This window comes from Streptomyces sp. NPDC041124, from assembly GCF_055592385.1.
In genome coordinates this window covers 255,317-270,534 of the sequence record NZ_JBVIYR010000009.1, presented here as the reverse complement: position 1 = coordinate 270,534, position 15,218 = coordinate 255,317, and the positions used below count along the sequence as shown (strand labels likewise).

Sequence of the window (15,218 nt, the reverse complement as noted above, 5' to 3'; positions counted from 1 at the left end):
ACGGCACCACGGGAGACCACCGCGACGCGACGGCCCCGCGGCTCGGACGTCCAGCACGCGACCGCCCGGCCGGACACAACCGTCCGCACCACGGCCCACCGCGTCGCCCGGGCCCGCCGCACCACGCCACCACCGTCGCCCGGGGGCCCGCCGGTGCGGCAGTGGCAGCACCCCGACAGGGTTCGCCGTCCCCGCGGACGGGGGCCGGCAAGTCACCGCTCAACCGGTCTCGGACGACGTCGCCTTCAGAGCCAGCCACAGCTCCATACGGACGTCCGGGTCGTCGAGGGAGCGGCCGAGGATCTCCTCGACCCGGCGCATCCGGTAGCGCAGGGTGTGGCGGTGGACACCGAGGTCGGCGGCGGCGGCGTCCCACTGGCCGTGCCGGGAGAGCCAGGCGCGCAGGGAGGCGACGAGGTCGCCGCGGCCGGTCGCGTCGTGTTCGCGCAGGGCGCGCAGCAGCCCGTCGGCGAAGGCCCTGACCGCGTCGTCGGCGAGCAGCGGCAGGACGGACCCGGCCGCCATGTGCTCGTGCTCCACCAGCACCCTGCCGCGCCGCCTGGCCACCGAGAGTGCCTGTTCGGCCTGCTTGTAGGCGGCGGACGCGGCGATCGGCCCGGCCGGGGCGGACAGTCCGATCACCAGGTCGTCGTCGGCCTTGCGGGCGGTCTCCCGCGCGGCGGCGTGTTCGCGGACGGCGGCCACCGCGGCGCCGCCGTCCGCGGCCAGGACGACCAGCCTCTCCCCCTCCGGCACGACCAGGACCGCCTCGCCGGAGCGGGTGGCGGCGGACTCCGCGGTCTCGGCGAGGGCCCCGAGACCGTCACCACCCGCCTCACCGCCGACGGCGACGACGATCCGGAAAGGGGCGTCGAGGAGGGTTCCGAACAGGTTTCCGGCCACCGCGCGGGCGTGGTCCGGCTCCCCGGCGAGCAGCATGCGCAGCACGGCGGCGCCGAGGCGCTGTTCGGCCGCGTGCAGGGAGCGGGAGCGTTCCGTGGTGAGGGTGAGCAGGGCGACGGCGGAGTGTACGGCGTACCGTTCGGCGGTGCCGAGGGCGGCCGCCGTGCCCACGGCGAGCGCGGCACGGGGGCGGCGTCCGGTGCCGAGGGAGTGCAGTTCGACCCGGTCCTCGTGGTCGGGGCCGGCCACCACGGAGGAGGCGGGCGCGGGTCGCTCCCGCAACCGGGTCACGTCCGCGGTGAGCCGCGCGGCCCGCCGGGCCGCCCACTCCGGTGCCGTGGCGACGAGGGCGCCGGAGGCGTCGTAGAGCGCGGCCCAGCCGTCGACCTGGCCTGCCAGCGCGGCCAGCAGACCCTCGGGGCCGTCGGTCAGGGTCTGCCGGGTCAGTTCCCGCTGGGCGGCGAAGCCGGCGGTCACCGCGCGGTACTGGTCGGCGGCTATGGCGGCGGACACGGCCTTGCTGATCGCCAGGAAGGGGGTGCGGCGCGGCACCTCCAGCAGCGGCAGGCCCTCCGCGCGGGCCGCGTCGACGAGCGCGTCGGGGATGTCCTCGTAGTGGACGCCGACGGCGAAGCCCAGCCCGACCACGCCGGCCCCCACCAGCCGCTTCACATAGCGGCGCATCGCCTCCCGGTCCTCCGCGTCGAGCTTGAGCGCGGTGATGAGCAGCAGTTCCCCGCCCTCCATGTACGGCACGGGGTCGGCGAGTTCGCTGGCGTGCGCCCAGCGGACGGGCGCGTCGAGGCGGTCCTGACCCGCGCGCACGGTCAGCTTGAGCGCGGAGTGGTGGACGAGCGAGGCGAGCGTCGGGGGCATCGGAGCCTTGGGCCTTCGGGTCAGCGCCGGGTGGCGTGAGGACTCGGTGATCTTTTGGCCGCCGCGTATGAACGGCCCATGTCGATTCTGCCTCACTGTACGGTCACCGGCCGCCCGGGCCGCTCACCCCCGCAGGTCCACCAGGAGCGGGGGCGCGTGTTCGCCGCCGACGGTCGTCAGCGAGAGCACCGCGTGGCCCGCGGGCACCGCGTGGGCGAGTTCGGAGGCGGACCACCGCTCCCGTTCGACCTGCCGTACCGTCACCGCGTCCGTGGTGACCGCCTTGCCCGTCACCAGCTTGCGCAGCGCGTGCAGGGCGCGGGTCATCGGCTGGTCGGCGAAGACGGTGTGCTGGGCGACCTCGGTGGTCTCCACCCACTCGGTGCCCCACGTCCGCGCGAACCGGTCGCCGTCCCAGGTGGTGACCCCCGAGAACGCCATGCGGCAGCCCACGGCTCCGTAGAGCGGGCCGTGCAGTGCCTCGGGGACGTCGGCGACGGTGCGCAGGGCGAACAGCACGCCCGCGTTCTGCGACCGCAGCCGCTGGATGCGGCGCACCGACTCGACGGTGACGGTGCCGGTCGCGTCGTCCAGGACCAGGCAGGCGAAGTGGGCGCGCCGGCCCTCCCGTACGACGGCGTGGAACTGGGCGAGGACCAGCCGCGTGATCAGCCGGCCGGCCTCCTCGTGGCCGCGCTCGGGCAGGTCGATCCGCACCCGCAGGGGGTGGTGGGCGATGGCGCGCAGGGAGAACGGTCTGCCGGGGCCGCCCCCGCCGAAGAAGCCGGCGAACACCGGCCGGTCGAGCAGGGCCAGCCGGTCGGCGAGGGTCCGCCCCGTGTCGCCCGGCGCTCCCGTCTGCCGGGCGCGCGCGTCGAGTTCGCGCCGCATGACGTCGTCGCCGCTCACGGCGAGCGCCTCCCGCAGCCGGGTCAGCGCCGCCTCGTCCCCTTCCAGCAGTTCGCGCAGCTCCGGCAGGGTGGGGAAGCGCGCGTGCACCGCCCGGAACGGGCCGAGCAGCTGGGCCAGCGTGGTGGCGGCGCTCCGCGTGCCGGCCGTGTCGAGGTCACCCGCCAGCGCCTCGGCGAGTACGGCGGCGGCCTCGTCCGGGTCGTCGGACTCGGCGTACGGGTCGAGGTCGTGCACCGAGGACGGGTCGCCGATCCGCACGATCACGTCGAAGGAGTCGTCCGCGCCGAGCGGGCTCCCGGCGGCGGAGACGGCGACCACGGCGCAGCTCCCGGTGAGTGCCTGCAGCGCGAGCGCCTCGGTGACCGGCTCGACGAGGGTGCGGGTCTTGCCGGACCCGGAGGGTCCGACGGCGAGCAGCGAGGTGCCGAGGGCGTCCGGGCCGAGGGCCGCCCCGGCGCCGCGGTAGGGCTCCGGGGCGCGGTCGGCCGCCACCCAGCTGCCGATCCGCACCTGCTCGGTGAGCAGGTCGTGGCGGGCGCTGCGGCGTGGCAGGTCACGGGCGCCGGAGGGGTGGGTCCAGGCCGCGCCGGCCTGCCGCAGGACGGTGTCGCGGAAGGCGGCCTGCGTGCCGCCGCGGCGTGCGACGGCGAAGGCGTGCCCGATGCGGGTGCAGTCGACGTCGTTCATCCGGCCGCCGGCCACCTCGGCGGTGAGCCGGTCCGCGGCCTCCCCGAGGCCCGCGTCGCGCAGGTCCGGCCACTGGGAGCGGGGGCGTTCGGCCGCCTCGGCGCCGGGGCCTGTGCTCTCCCGGCGGGTGGCGAGCAGGTGCCTCGCGTACGGCAGCCAGCCGCCGAGGCGGGCGAACGGCCACACCACGAGCAGTGTGACGACGGTGTACAGCGTGTTCGTGAAGAAGGACGACGCCATCAGGTCGTAGCCGTCCGTGATCAGCACCGTGAGGGACAGCAGCGGGTCGACGACCGGCACCGGGGACCATCCGGCGAGCGGGAACGCGTCGGGGAAGACCAGGCTGAGGGCGACCAGGGCGAGGAGCGCCGCGACCAGGGCCCGCGCGGGCTGCGGCCGGCGGGCCACGTAGTGGCGGACGATGGCGCGCCAGCTGCCGAGGACGGCCACCGCGACGGCCAGCACGGCGAAGGAGACGCCTTCGTAGACCACGAGGGCCTCCGCCCCCGGGGACGGCACCGGCTCGCCCGCGAACACCTTGGGCGAGACGACGGTGCCGGCCCACCACCAGTCGTCCGGGGTGAAGGCCCGCAGCGGGGCCATCTGGTAGGAGGTGACGCCCCGCTGCCAGAGCGACCAGACGAGTGCCGCGAGGGCGAGCGGGACCAGCATGCCGGCGACCGTCACCGGCGCGAGCCGCTCCGACGCGGCCTGCTTGGGCGGACGGTAGCCGTAGCGCCAGATCCCGGGCCGGGCGGCCGGCCGCGCCGTGTCGAGCCAGGCGGCGACCGCGGACGCGGGGCGGGGAGCCTGCGCGGGGAGAGGTGGCAGGCTTGGGGCGCCGCTCGGCCGGGGCGGCGCCGCCGGTACGTCCGGTGGTCCGGCCGGGCGCGGCACGGGGCCGGCATGCGTGCCCCGCGCGTCCTGGGTACCGTCGCTGTCCATCGCCCTTGCCCCCTGAGCAGCCGCGCCATCCGCCATCAGCGAGCCAATCTAACGCCCCGGCAGGTCGAGTCCAGCGATTGCGCAGTCCGGCCGCGGGCACTCGCGCCCGGCGAACGCGGTGAGGGCGGCCCACCCCGCTATGTCCACCGCGGACAACGGGAGACCCCGCACAGCGCCCACATGGAGCATGCCCAGCCCTCTCCCGGGGCCCTAACCTGCGAGAAAAGAAGGAAAAAGCGTCCGTTACCCAGGCGTCCGTCACACCCCCCAGGAGCCCCGCATGACCGCACTTCCGCAGGAGCGCCGCGTCGTCACCGCCATCCCCGGCCCGAAGTCGCAGGAGCTGCAGGCCCGCCGCACCGCCGCGGTCGCGCAGGGGGTGGGCTCCGTACTGCCCGTGTTCACCGCCCGGGCCGGCGGAGGGATCATCGAGGACGTCGACGGCAACCGGCTGATCGACTTCGGCTCGGGCATCGCCGTGACCTCCGTCGGCGCCTCCGCCGAGGCCGTCGTGCGCCGAGCCTCCGCCCAGCTCGCCGACTTCACGCACACCTGCTTCATGGTCACGCCGTACGAGGGCTACGTCGCCGTCGCCGAGGCGCTCGCGGAGCTGACCCCGGGCGACCACGCCAAGAAGTCCGCGCTGTTCAACAGCGGCGCCGAGGCCGTCGAGAACGCTGTCAAGATCGCGCGTGCGTACACCAAGCGGCAGGCGGTCGTGGTGTTCGACCACGGCTACCACGGCCGCACCAACCTCACCATGGCGCTGACCGCGAAGAACATGCCGTACAAGCACGGCTTCGGCCCGTTCGCGCCCGAGGTGTACCGCGTCCCGGTCGCCTACGGCTACCGCTGGCCGACCGGCCCTCAGAACGCCGGTGCCGAGGCCGCCGCGCAGGCCATCGACCAGATCTCCAAGCAGGTCGGCGCGGAGAACGTGGCCGCGGTCATCATCGAGCCGGTGCTCGGCGAGGGCGGCTTCATCGAGCCGGCGAAGGGCTTCCTGCCCGCGATCAGCGCGTTCGCGCGGGACAACGGCATCGTCTTCGTCGCCGACGAGATCCAGTCGGGCTTCTGCCGCACCGGCCAGTGGTTCGCCTGCGAGGACGAGGGCATCGTCCCGGACCTGATCACGACCGCGAAGGGCATCGCGGGCGGACTGCCGCTGGCGGCCGTCACCGGCCGCGCGGAGATCATGGACGCCGCGCACGCGGGCGGCCTGGGCGGCACCTACGGCGGGAACCCGGTGGCCTGCGCGGGCGCGCTCGGCGCCATCGAGACGATGAAGGAGCTGGACCTCAACGCCAGGGCGAAGCACATCGAGTCGGTCATGAAGGGCCGCCTCGCCGCCATGGCCGAGAAGTTCGACCTCATCGGCGACGTCCGCGGCCGCGGCGCGATGATCGCGATCGAGCTGGTCAAGGACCGCGACACCAAGGAGCCGGCCCCGGAGGCGACCGCCGCCCTGGCGAAGGCCTGCCACCAGGAGGGCCTGCTGGTCCTGACCTGTGGCACCTACGGCAACGTGCTGCGTTTCCTGCCGCCGCTGGTCATCGGCGAGGACCTGCTGAACGAGGGACTCGACATCATCGAGCAGGCGTTCGCGCGCATCTGAGCCGGCATCGGGGCAGGTGAGCCGCCTGCCCCGCCCCGCGGCGGCGGCGGACGACGCAGCGTGTGAAGAACGTGTGCGGGGTGGATGGCGAGCGGCCGTCGGCCCTGTCGCCGGGCCACCCCCTGCCGTAGGTTTCTCCCCGGATGAGAGACACACCCCGTCCACGGGGAACCGTGGACGGCTCAGGCCGGGGCCTCCCCAGCTTCGACCTGGCCGTGCCCTCGCGCACACAACCGGGGCCTTGAGGCTTCGGGTCTCCTCAGGATCGGACGGTCGCCCGCCCCAGACCCCCCGGGGCGCGCGACGTTCCGGTCCGGACGGCCGTCCGGGCACCTCACACGGCAAGCCGTTCTCCGAAGGGCCGGCGCTCACCCCCCTTGCGCCGGCCCTTCGGTGTTCACGGACGGGGTTCCTCCCCGGTGACGCGCGCCAGCAGGGCGCGGGCCGTCCCGATGCGGGGATGGGCCGGATGCAGACTCCGCTCGCAGTCGGCCAGCGCCCGGCGGGCCCCGGCCTCCGCCTCCTCACGGCGCCCGAGACCGAGCAGGGCCTCGGCCGTCACCAGGTCGAGGAGTCCGCTGTCCTTGCGGTCCGGTGGCAGTGTGATGCCTCGCGACTCGGTGAGGGCCTCCTCGTACCTGCCCTGTCCGTTCAGGCTGCGCGCCAGCGTGAGGCGCGGGACCGCCGCGCCGTCGCCCGCGCGGGAGAGGTTGCCGCGGGTGATGGCCTCCGCCTCCTCGAAACGGCCCTGCCCGCACAGGGCCCCGGCCAGGAGGCCCAGGGCGCTCAGTTCCAGCTTCGACAGGGTGATGAGGTGGGCGAGACGGGAGATCTCACCGAGGATGTCCAGCGCCTCCCGCTCGGCCTCCTCGTACCGCTCCTGGCCGGAGAGGACCACCACGCGGTTCCTGCGCACCACCAACCGCAGGACCTGCGTCTCGACGTCGACCGGTGCCAGCTCGGCGATCAGCGTCTCCAGCTCGCCCAGCACCTCCGCCTGGCGCCCGTGCGCGACGGCCGCCATCGTGGCCAGCGTCCGCGCCTGCCACTCGGGCAGGGCCCGCTTCCGCCAGGCGCTCCTGGCGCCTTCGGCGAGCGCGCGTGCCGTGGCCTCGACCTCCTCGTACTCCCCCTGTGCGAAGAGGTCCTCGAGCCGGGCGAAGAGCTCGCGTCGTGCCTTTTCCCGTATGCGTCTCATGGGTTTCACGGGCAGTGAGCCTACGGGCCCGCCGACCTGCGAAGCTGGGCGGCATGCTGCTGCTCGGACCGCCCCTGCTCCTCTTCGCGCTGATCACCTGGCAGGTCGTCGTCGACGGGCCGCTGGTGGACCTCGACGAGCGGCTGAGCGAGGACCTGGTCCGGCCGGACGGGGTCTCCGAACTGCTCGCCGACATCGGCAACATCCAGGTGGCCGTGCCCGTCCTCGCGCTCGCCCTGGCCATGGCCGCGTGGCACGGGCGCCGGCGGGGCCGTGACCGCTGGTGGCTGCCGCCCCTCGCCGGGGCGGTGGCGATGGCCCTGGTGCCGGCGCTGGTCGCGCCGCTGAAGGAGTGGACCGACCGCCCGGGCACTCCGGCCGTGCCCCCGGCGGTCGGTTACTACCCCTCCGGGCACACCGCCACCGCCGTCGTGGCATACGGCGCGGCGACGCTGCTGCTCCTTCCTCTGCTGCGGTCGCCGGCCGTGCGGGGCGGGCTGGTCGCGCTCTGCGGCGTCCTGGTGCTGGGCGCCTCGTACGGACTGGTGCGCCGGGGTTACCACTGGCCGCTGGACGTGGTGGCCAGTTGGTGCCTCGGCGCGGCGCTGCTGACCGGTCTGTGGCTGCTGGCCGGACGCACGGGCGTGCCCGCCCCCGCGGACGGCTGCCGTGGTCGACGCCGTTGACGGCCGCTTCCCTCAGCTGTCGAAGCCCAGTCCCAGCCTGTCCATCGTCCGCAGCCACAGGTTGCGGTGCCCACTGCGGGCGTCCGCCCTGGCCAGGGACCACTTGGTGAGGGCGATGCCGGTCCAGGCGAACGGCTCCGGCGGGAACGGCAGCGGCTTCCTGCGCACCATCTCCAGCTCCGTGCGCTCGGTCCGCTCCCCCGCCAGCAGGTCCAGCATCACCTCGGCGCCGAAGCGGGTGGCACCCACCCCGAGCCCCGTGTACCCCGCCGCGTAGGCCACCCGGCCCGCGTGCGCCGTGCCGAAGAACGCCGAGAAGCGGGAGCAGGTGTCGATCGCGCCGCCCCAGGCGTGGGTGAAGCGCACCCCCTCCAGTTGCGGGAAACAGGTGAAGAAGTGCCCGGCGAGCCTGGCGTACGTCTCCGGCCGGTCGTCGTACTCGGCACGCACCCGGCCGCCGTAGGGGTAGATCGCGTCGTAGCCGCCCCACAGGATCCGGTTGTCGGCGGACAGCCGGAAGTAGTGGAACTGGTTGGCGCCGTCCCCGAGGCCCTGGCGGTTCTTCCAGCCGATCGAGGCGAGCTGCCCGTCGGTGAGCGGCTCGGTCATCAGGGCGTAGTCGTACACCGGGACCGTGTAGGGGCGGACCCGCCGCACCAGGCTGGGGAAGACGTTGGTGCCGAGTGCCACCGTGCGGGCGCGGACCGCCCCGTACGGGGTGCGGACGGCCATGCCGCCGCCGTGCGGCCGCAGGCCGAGGGCGGGGGTGTGCTCGTACACGCGGACGCCCAGGTCCAGGCAGGCCCGCTTCAGTCCCCAGGCGAGCCCGGCGGGATTCAGCATCGCCACGCCCCGGCGGTCGTACAGGCCGGCCTCGAAGGTCGGGGAGTTCACCTGGTCCCGTACGGCGTCGGTGTCCAGGTACTCGATGCCCTCGGCGAGGCCCTCGGACCGGATCCTGTCGTACCAGTCCCTGAGCTCCCGGGCCTGGTACGGCTCGGTGGCAACGTCGATCTCACCGGTGCGTTCGAAGTCGCAGTCGATGCGGTGGCGGGCGACCGTCTCCTCGATGGCGTCGAGGTTGCGGTCACCCAGCCGCTGAAGGGTGCGGATCTCGTCCGGCCAGCGGGTCAGTCCGTTGGGCAGGCCGTGGGTGAGGGAGGCGGCGCAGAATCCGCCGTTGCGGCCGGAGGCGGCCCAGCCCACCTCGCGGCCCTCCACCAGCACCACGTCCCGGGCCGGGTCGCGCTCCTTGGCGATCAGCGCGGTCCACAGTCCGCTGTAGCCGCCGCCCACGACCAGCAGGTCGCAGGTCTCGGGCCCGGTGAGGGCGGGCTCCGGGTCGGGCCTGCCGGGGTCGTCCAGCCAGTAGGAGACCGGCCGGGCCTCGGAAAGGGATCTCGTCCAACGGCTCATGGCGGCAGGGGCCATGATGTCAACTCCCTACGGGGGACTGCGGAGGTGTGGCTACGCCTGCTGCCGGTTCCGGCGACGACTGCCGATGAGCATGGAGACCAGGACCAGCGACACGGCGATGACGAACATGGCCGTCCCGATGACGTTGATCTGCACGGGGGTTCCCCGCTGGGCCGAACCCCAGACGAACATCGGGAAGGTGACGGTCGAGCCGGCGTTGAAGTTGGTGATGATGAAGTCGTCGAAGGAGAGCGCGAAGGCGAGCAGCGCGCCCGCCGCGATGCCGGGGGCGGCGATCGGCAGGGTGACCCGGAGGAACGTCTGGACCGGGCCGGCGTACAGGTCCTGCGCGGCCTGTTCGAGGCGGGGGTCCATCGACATCACGCGCGCCTTCACGGCGACCACCACGAAGCTGAGGCAGAACATGATGTGGGCGATCAGGATCGTCCAGAAGCCCAGCTGGGCGCCCATGTTGAGGAAGAGGGTGAGCAGCGAGGCGGCCATGACGACCTCGGGCATCGCCATCGGCAGGAAGATCAGCGAGTTGACGGCGCCGCGGGCGCGGAAGCGGTAGCGGACCAGGGCGAAGGCGATCATCGTGCCGAGGAGGGTGGCGCCGAGCGTCGCCCACAGCGCGATCTGGAGGCTCAGCGACAGCGAGGCGCAGAGCCCGGAGACACCGCAGGGGTCCTGCCACGCCTCGGTGGAGAATTCCTGCCAGGTGTAATTGAAGCGGCCCTTCGGATTGTTGAAGGAGAACACGGTGACGACGACGTTCGGCAGGAGGAGGTAGGCGAGGGTCAGCAGCCCCGCGATGACGACGAGGTGGCGCTTGAGCCAGGTGACGAAGGCCATTTAAACCAGGTCCTCCGTCCCGGACTTGCGGATGTAGAGCGTGACGATGACGAGAATGGCGGCCATCAGGATGAAGGAGAGTGCCGCGGCGGTCGGATAGTCGAGGATCCTCAGGAACTGCGACTGGATGACGTTGCCGACCATGCGGGTGTCGGTGGAGCCGAGCAGGTCCGAGTTGATGTAGTCGCCGGACGCCGGGATGAAGGTCAGCAGCGTGCCGGAGACCACGCCCGGCATCGACAGCGGGAAGGTGACGCGGCGGAAGGTGGTCGACGGCTTGGCGTAGAGGTCGTTCGCCGCCTCGTGCAGCCGGGGGTCGATGCGCTCCAGAGAGGTGTAGAGCGGCAGGATCATGAACGGCAGGAAGTTGTACGTCAGACCGCACACGACCGCGAGCGGGGTGGCGAGCACCCGGTCGCCGGCGGTCCAGCCGAGCCAGGCGGTGACGTCCAGGACGTGCAGGGCGTTGAGGGCGTCGACCACCGGGCCGCCGTCGGCGAGGATCGTCTTCCAGGCGAGGGTGCGGATGAGGAAGCTGGTGAAGAACGGCGCGATCACCAGGATCATGATCAGGTTGCGCCAGCGTCCCGCGCGGAAGGCGATCAGGTAGGCCAGCGGGTAGCCGAGCAGCAGGCACAGCACGGTCGCGGAGGCCGCGTAAAGCACCGAGCGGACGAACTGCGGCCAGTACTCGGAGAGCGCCTCCCAGTACGTCGCGAAGTGCCAGGTGACCTCGTAGCCCTGTTCCAGGGAGCCCGTCTGCACGGACGTGGAGGCCTGGTAGATCACCGGCAGCGCGAAGAACACCAGCAGCCACAGCAGGCCGGGCAGCAGGAGCAGGTACGGCGTCCAGCGGCCCCGTCCGCGCGGGGGTTTCCTCTCCGGGGCGGGCGGCGGCGCCACGGGGGGCGCCTGGGTGAGCGTGGCCATCAGGCGACCTCTTCCTCGACGGTCTCCACACCGGCGTCGATGTCCTGCGTGGCGTCCAGGCCGAAGGTGTGCGCCGGGTTCCAGTGCAGGACGACCTCGGCGCCGGGCACCAGCCGGGGGTCGCGGTCGATGTTCTGGACGTAGACCTCGAAGTCGGTGCAGACGGGGCTGTCGACGACGAACTGCGTGGAGACGCCGATGAAGCCGGCGCCGGCTATCCGGCCGGTGATGCGGTTGCGGCCCCCGGGTATCTCGCCGGCGTCGTCGGCGTGCGTGAGGGAGATCTTCTCCGGGCGCACACCCACCAGCACCCTGCCGCCGGTCGTGGTGGGGGCACTGGTACGGGCCTCGGGCAGGATCAGCTTGCCGCCGCCCGCCTTCAGTACGAGCTCTCCGCCGGACGCCGAGTCGATCTCGGCCTCGATGAAGTTGGAGGTGCCGAGGAAGTTGGCGACGAAGGTGGTGCGGGGGTTCTCGTAGAGGTCGGCGGGCGCGCCGAGCTGCTCGACACGGCCGGCGTTCATCACGGCGACCGTGTCGGCCATGGTCATGGCCTCCTCCTGGTCGTGCGTGACGTGCACGAAGGTGATGCCGACCTCGGTCTGGATGCGCTTGAGCTCCAGCTGCATCTGCCGGCGCAGCTTCAGGTCGAGCGCGCCGAGCGGCTCGTCGAGGAGGAGCACCTTGGGGTGGTTGATCAGCGCGCGGGCGACGGCGACGCGCTGCTGCTGGCCGCCGGAGAGCTGGTGCGGCTTCTTGCGGGCCTGCTCGCCGAGCTGGACCAGCTCCAGCATCTCCTCCACCTGCTTCTTGACGCTTCTGATGCCGCGCCGGCGCAGGCCGAAGGCGACGTTCTCGAAGATGTCGAGGTGCGGGAAGAGGGCGTAGGACTGGAAGACCGTGTTCACCGGCCGTTTGTACGGCGGCAGGGCGGTGACGTCCTGGTCGCCGAGGTGGACGGTGCCGGTGGAGGGCTCCTCCAGGCCGGCGATCATGCGCAGGGTGGTGGTCTTGCCGCAGCCGGACGCGCCGAGCAGGGCGAAGAAGGAACCTTCCGGCACGGTCAGGTCGAGGGGGTGCACGGCGGTGAAGGAGCCGTAGGTCTTGCCGATGCCGGTGAGGCGGACGTCCCCGCCGTTGCCGGGCGCGGTGGTGTCTTTGGTGGTCTTCATCTCGTCACGCCCCAGTGAGCTTCGCGAACTTCTCTTCGAATTCCGTTTCTTCCTTGGAGCTCAGGGAGCGGAAGGCACGGGACTTGGCCTGCATGGCCTTGTCGGGGAGGATCAGCGGGTTGTTCGCCGCGTCCTCGTCGATCTTCGCGAGCTCGTCCTTCACTCCCTCGACCGGGCAGACGAAGTTGATGTAGGCGGCGAGCTCCGCGGCGGCCTGCGGCTCGAAGTAGTAGTCGATGAGCCGCTCGGCGTTGGTCTTGTGGCGGGCCTTGTTCGGCACCAGCAGGTTGTCGCTGGACATCATGTAGCCGCTGTCCGGTATCAGGAAGTCGATGTCCGGGTTGTCCGCCTTCAGCTGGACGACGTCCCCGGCCCAGGCCACACAGGCGGCGAAGTCGCCCTTGCTGATGTCGGCCGTGTAGTCGTTGCCGGTGAAGCGGCGGATCTGGCCCTTGTCGACGGCCCTCTGCAGCCGGGCGAGCGCCGCGTCGTAGTCGTCGGCGGTGAACTTCTCCGGCTCCTTGCCCATGTCGAGCAGGGTCAGGCCCATGGTGTCGCGCATCTCGGTGAGGAGACCGACGCGTCCCTTGAGCTTCGGGTTGTCCAGCAGGTCGGAGAGGGTCTTCACCTCGACGCCGTCGAGGGCCTTCTTGTTGTAGGCGATGACGGCGGCGATGCCCTGCCAGGGATAGGAGTAGGCGCGTCCGGGGTCCCAGTCGGGGCTGCGGAACTGGGGCGAGAGGTTGGCGAAGGCGTTCGGGAGGTTGGCGGGGTCGAGCTTCTGCACCCAGCCGAGCCGGATCAGGCGGGCGGCGAGCCAGTCGGTGAGGACGACGATGTCGCGGCCGGTGTCCTGACCGGCGGCGAGCTGCGGTTTGATCTTGCCGAAGAACTCGGTGTTGTCGTTGATGTCCTCGGTGTACTTCACCTTGATGCCGGTGCGTTCGGTGAACGCGTCGAGCGTGGGGTGCCGGCGCCCGGTCTCGTCGATGTCCATGTACTCGGTCCAGTTGGAGAAGTTGACCGACTTCTCCTCCTTCGAGTGGTCCTCCGCCGGGACGCCGCCCCGGGTGTTCCCGGCAGCGGGGATGCCGCAGGCGCTCAGTGCGCCGAGTCCGCCCACCGCGAGCGCGCCGCCCGTGGAGGCGCGCAGCAGGGAACGGCGGGTGAGTGCCGCCCTTCCGTTGCGGAAACTGCGCCGGACGGCGGCCTCCTGGGCCGGCGAGAGGCGGTCGGGCTCGTACTGCTCCATGCGCGTGGTGCCCTTTCGGGAGGATGGCCGCGGTCGGACGGCCTGGCTGCTATCGGTCCCCGAAGACGGTGCGGTGCCAGTCCTTGCGGACCACCGCCGTGTTGTCGAACATGACGTGCTTGATCTGGGTGTACTCCTCGAACGAGTACGCGGACATGTCCTTGCCGAAGCCGGACGCCTTGTAGCCGCCGTGAGGCATCTCGCTGATGATGGGGATGTGGTCGTTGATCCACACGCACCCCGCCTTGATCTCACGGGTGGCCCGGCCCGTGCGGTACACGTCGCGGCTCCAGGCGGAGGCGGCGAGCCCGTACGGGGTGTCGTTGGCCAGCGCGATGCCCTCGTCGTCGGTGTCGAAGGGCAGGACGACCAGCACCGGACCGAAGATCTCCGACTGCACGACCTCGCTGTCCTGCGCCGCGTCGGCGATGAGTGTGGGGCGATAGTACGCGCCGTTCCCCAGTTCGCCCAGGGGTGTCTCGCCGCCGGTCACGACCCGCGCGTAGGCACGCGCCCGGTCGACGAAGTCGGCCACCCGGTCGCGCTGGAGGTGCGAGATCAGCGGGCCGAGGTCGGTGCCGGGGGCGAAGGGGTCGCCGAGCCGGACCGTGTCCATCAGGGCGGCGGTGCGCTCGACGAACGCCTCGTAGAGCGGGCGCTGCACGTACGCGCGGGTGGCGGCCGTGCAGTCCTGTCCGGTGTTGATCAGCGCGCCCGCGACCGCGCCGTTGACGGCGGCGTCGAGGTCGGCGTCGTCGAAGACGAGGAAGGGCGCCTTGCCGCCGAGTTCGAGGTGGAGGCGCTTGACGGTCGCGGTGGCGATCTCGGCGACCCGCTTGCCGACGGCGGTGGAGCCGGTGAAGGAGGTCATGGCCACGTCGGGGTGGCCCACCAGGTGCTCACCGGCGTCCTTGCCGGTCCCGGTGACGATGTTGATCACACCGTCCGGGATCCCCGCGTCGGTGGCGGCCTGGGCGAAGAGCAGCGAGGTCAGCGGGGTGAGCTCGGCGGGCTTGAGCACGACGGTGTTGCCCGCTGCGATCGCCGGGAGGATCTTCCAGGCGGCCATCTGCAGCGGGTAGTTCCAGGGGGCGATGGAGCCGACCACGCCGATGGGCTCGCGGCGGACGTAGGAGGTGTGGTCGCCGGAGTACTCGCCGGCGGACTGGCCGGCGAGGTGGCGGGCGGCGCCGGCGAAGAAGGCGATGTTGTCGATCGTGCCCGGGACGTCGAACTCGCGGCTCAGCTTCAGGGGCTTGCCGCACTGCAGCGACTCCGCCCGGGCGAAGTCCTCGGCGCGGTCGGCGACCACGGCGGCGAACCGGTGCAGGGCCTCGGACCGCTCGCCGGGCGTGGCCCCGGCCCACCCCGGGAAGGCGTCCCGCGCGGCGGCGACCGCCGCGTCCACGTCGTCCGGGCCGGCGAGGTCGTAGGTGTACACCTCCGCGCCGGTGGCCGGGTCGACGACCGCATGGGTGCGGCCCGAGGTGCCCTTGGCCGGGCGGCCCGCGATGAACTGCGCACCGTCCGCGAACCGGTCCTGGGCGGGGAATCGTTCCGGGGTGGTGGTGCCCGGGTTGTGCATGTCGCGCTCCTCCGTGTCCCCGAGGGGGGCGGCGTGGCTCCAGCTCGATTTGAGTGCCGATCCTGACAGAGCAATGAATCACCAACAAGTGATTCCGTTGTTGAATTTTGATTACGCGACGGAATCTGTCGACCAGGTGTCGAGCGGCCACGGAAAAGGCAGGACGGAGTGTCCGTGGTGCCTGCC

Annotated in this window: 11 protein-coding genes; 2 read left to right on the top strand and 9 right to left on the bottom strand. The window is 72.3% G+C overall.

Annotated elements, in window-relative coordinates; all coding sequences use genetic code 11:
- Positions 1–219 precede the first annotated feature (219 nt).
- Both ACZ6A9_RS24890 and ACZ6A9_RS24885 read right to left on the bottom strand, forming a co-directional pair.
- Complete coding sequence (locus tag ACZ6A9_RS24890; protein ID WP_468989139.1) at positions 220–1,779, bottom strand: PucR family transcriptional regulator; 1,560 nt, start codon at positions 1,777–1,779, stop codon at positions 220–222.
- Between the two features lie 123 nt (positions 1,780–1,902).
- Complete coding sequence (locus ACZ6A9_RS24885) at positions 1,903–4,323, bottom strand: ATP/GTP-binding protein (protein WP_468989136.1); 2,421 nt, start codon at positions 4,321–4,323, stop codon at positions 1,903–1,905.
- A gap of 280 nt (positions 4,324–4,603) precedes the next feature.
- Here ACZ6A9_RS24885 and gabT point away from each other — a divergent pair, with 280 nt between their 5' ends.
- Positions 4,604–5,938: a 4-aminobutyrate--2-oxoglutarate transaminase gene (gene gabT, locus ACZ6A9_RS24880; RefSeq protein ID WP_468989133.1), complete on the top strand. Its 1,335-nt coding sequence runs from the start codon at positions 4,604–4,606 to the stop codon at positions 5,936–5,938.
- A 397-nt stretch (positions 5,939–6,335) separates the two neighbouring features.
- Here the strand turns inward: gabT and ACZ6A9_RS24875 are convergent, their stop codons facing one another.
- On the bottom strand, positions 6,336–7,136 hold the full coding sequence (locus tag ACZ6A9_RS24875; protein WP_468989129.1) for a tetratricopeptide repeat protein: 801 nt from the start codon (positions 7,134–7,136) through the stop codon (positions 6,336–6,338).
- A gap of 53 nt (positions 7,137–7,189) precedes the next feature.
- On the opposite strand from ACZ6A9_RS24875, the gene ACZ6A9_RS24870 reads away from it, so the two are divergent.
- The gene (locus ACZ6A9_RS24870; RefSeq protein WP_468989126.1) at positions 7,190–7,822 is read left to right on the top strand and encodes a phosphatase PAP2 family protein; all 633 of its coding nucleotides are present in this window, start codon (positions 7,190–7,192) and stop codon (positions 7,820–7,822) included.
- 12 nt (positions 7,823–7,834) lie between these two features.
- On the opposite strand, the gene ACZ6A9_RS24865 is transcribed toward ACZ6A9_RS24870, so the two are convergent.
- From ACZ6A9_RS24865 to ACZ6A9_RS24840, 6 genes are read right to left on the bottom strand one after another with little or no spacing between them, the layout of a single operon-like run.
- Positions 7,835–9,253 carry an NAD(P)/FAD-dependent oxidoreductase gene (locus ACZ6A9_RS24865; protein WP_468989124.1) on the bottom strand — a complete coding sequence of 473 codons (1,419 nt, stop codon included), beginning with the start codon at positions 9,251–9,253 and terminating at the stop codon, positions 7,835–7,837.
- A 36-nt stretch (positions 9,254–9,289) separates the two neighbouring features.
- Positions 9,290–10,093, bottom strand: coding sequence for an ABC transporter permease (locus tag ACZ6A9_RS24860; RefSeq protein WP_468989120.1), 804 nt, complete (start codon positions 10,091–10,093; stop codon positions 9,290–9,292).
- Complete coding sequence (locus ACZ6A9_RS24855; RefSeq protein WP_468989117.1) at positions 10,094–11,023, bottom strand: ABC transporter permease; 930 nt, start codon at positions 11,021–11,023, stop codon at positions 10,094–10,096.
- On the bottom strand, positions 11,023–12,195 hold the full coding sequence (locus ACZ6A9_RS24850) for an ABC transporter ATP-binding protein (RefSeq protein ID WP_468989116.1): 1,173 nt from the start codon (positions 12,193–12,195) through the stop codon (positions 11,023–11,025). The genes ACZ6A9_RS24855 and ACZ6A9_RS24850 overlap by 1 nt, the downstream gene beginning before the upstream one ends.
- A 4-nt stretch (positions 12,196–12,199) precedes the next feature.
- A complete protein-coding gene (locus tag ACZ6A9_RS24845; protein ID WP_468989113.1) occupies positions 12,200–13,447 on the bottom strand; it encodes a polyamine ABC transporter substrate-binding protein in 1,248 nt (415 codons plus the stop codon).
- Positions 13,448–13,496: 49 nt separating this feature from the next.
- Positions 13,497–15,032, bottom strand: a complete 1,536-nt coding sequence (locus ACZ6A9_RS24840; RefSeq protein ID WP_468989109.1) for a gamma-aminobutyraldehyde dehydrogenase — start codon at positions 15,030–15,032, stop codon at positions 13,497–13,499.
- Positions 15,033–15,218: the final 186 nt, after the last annotated feature.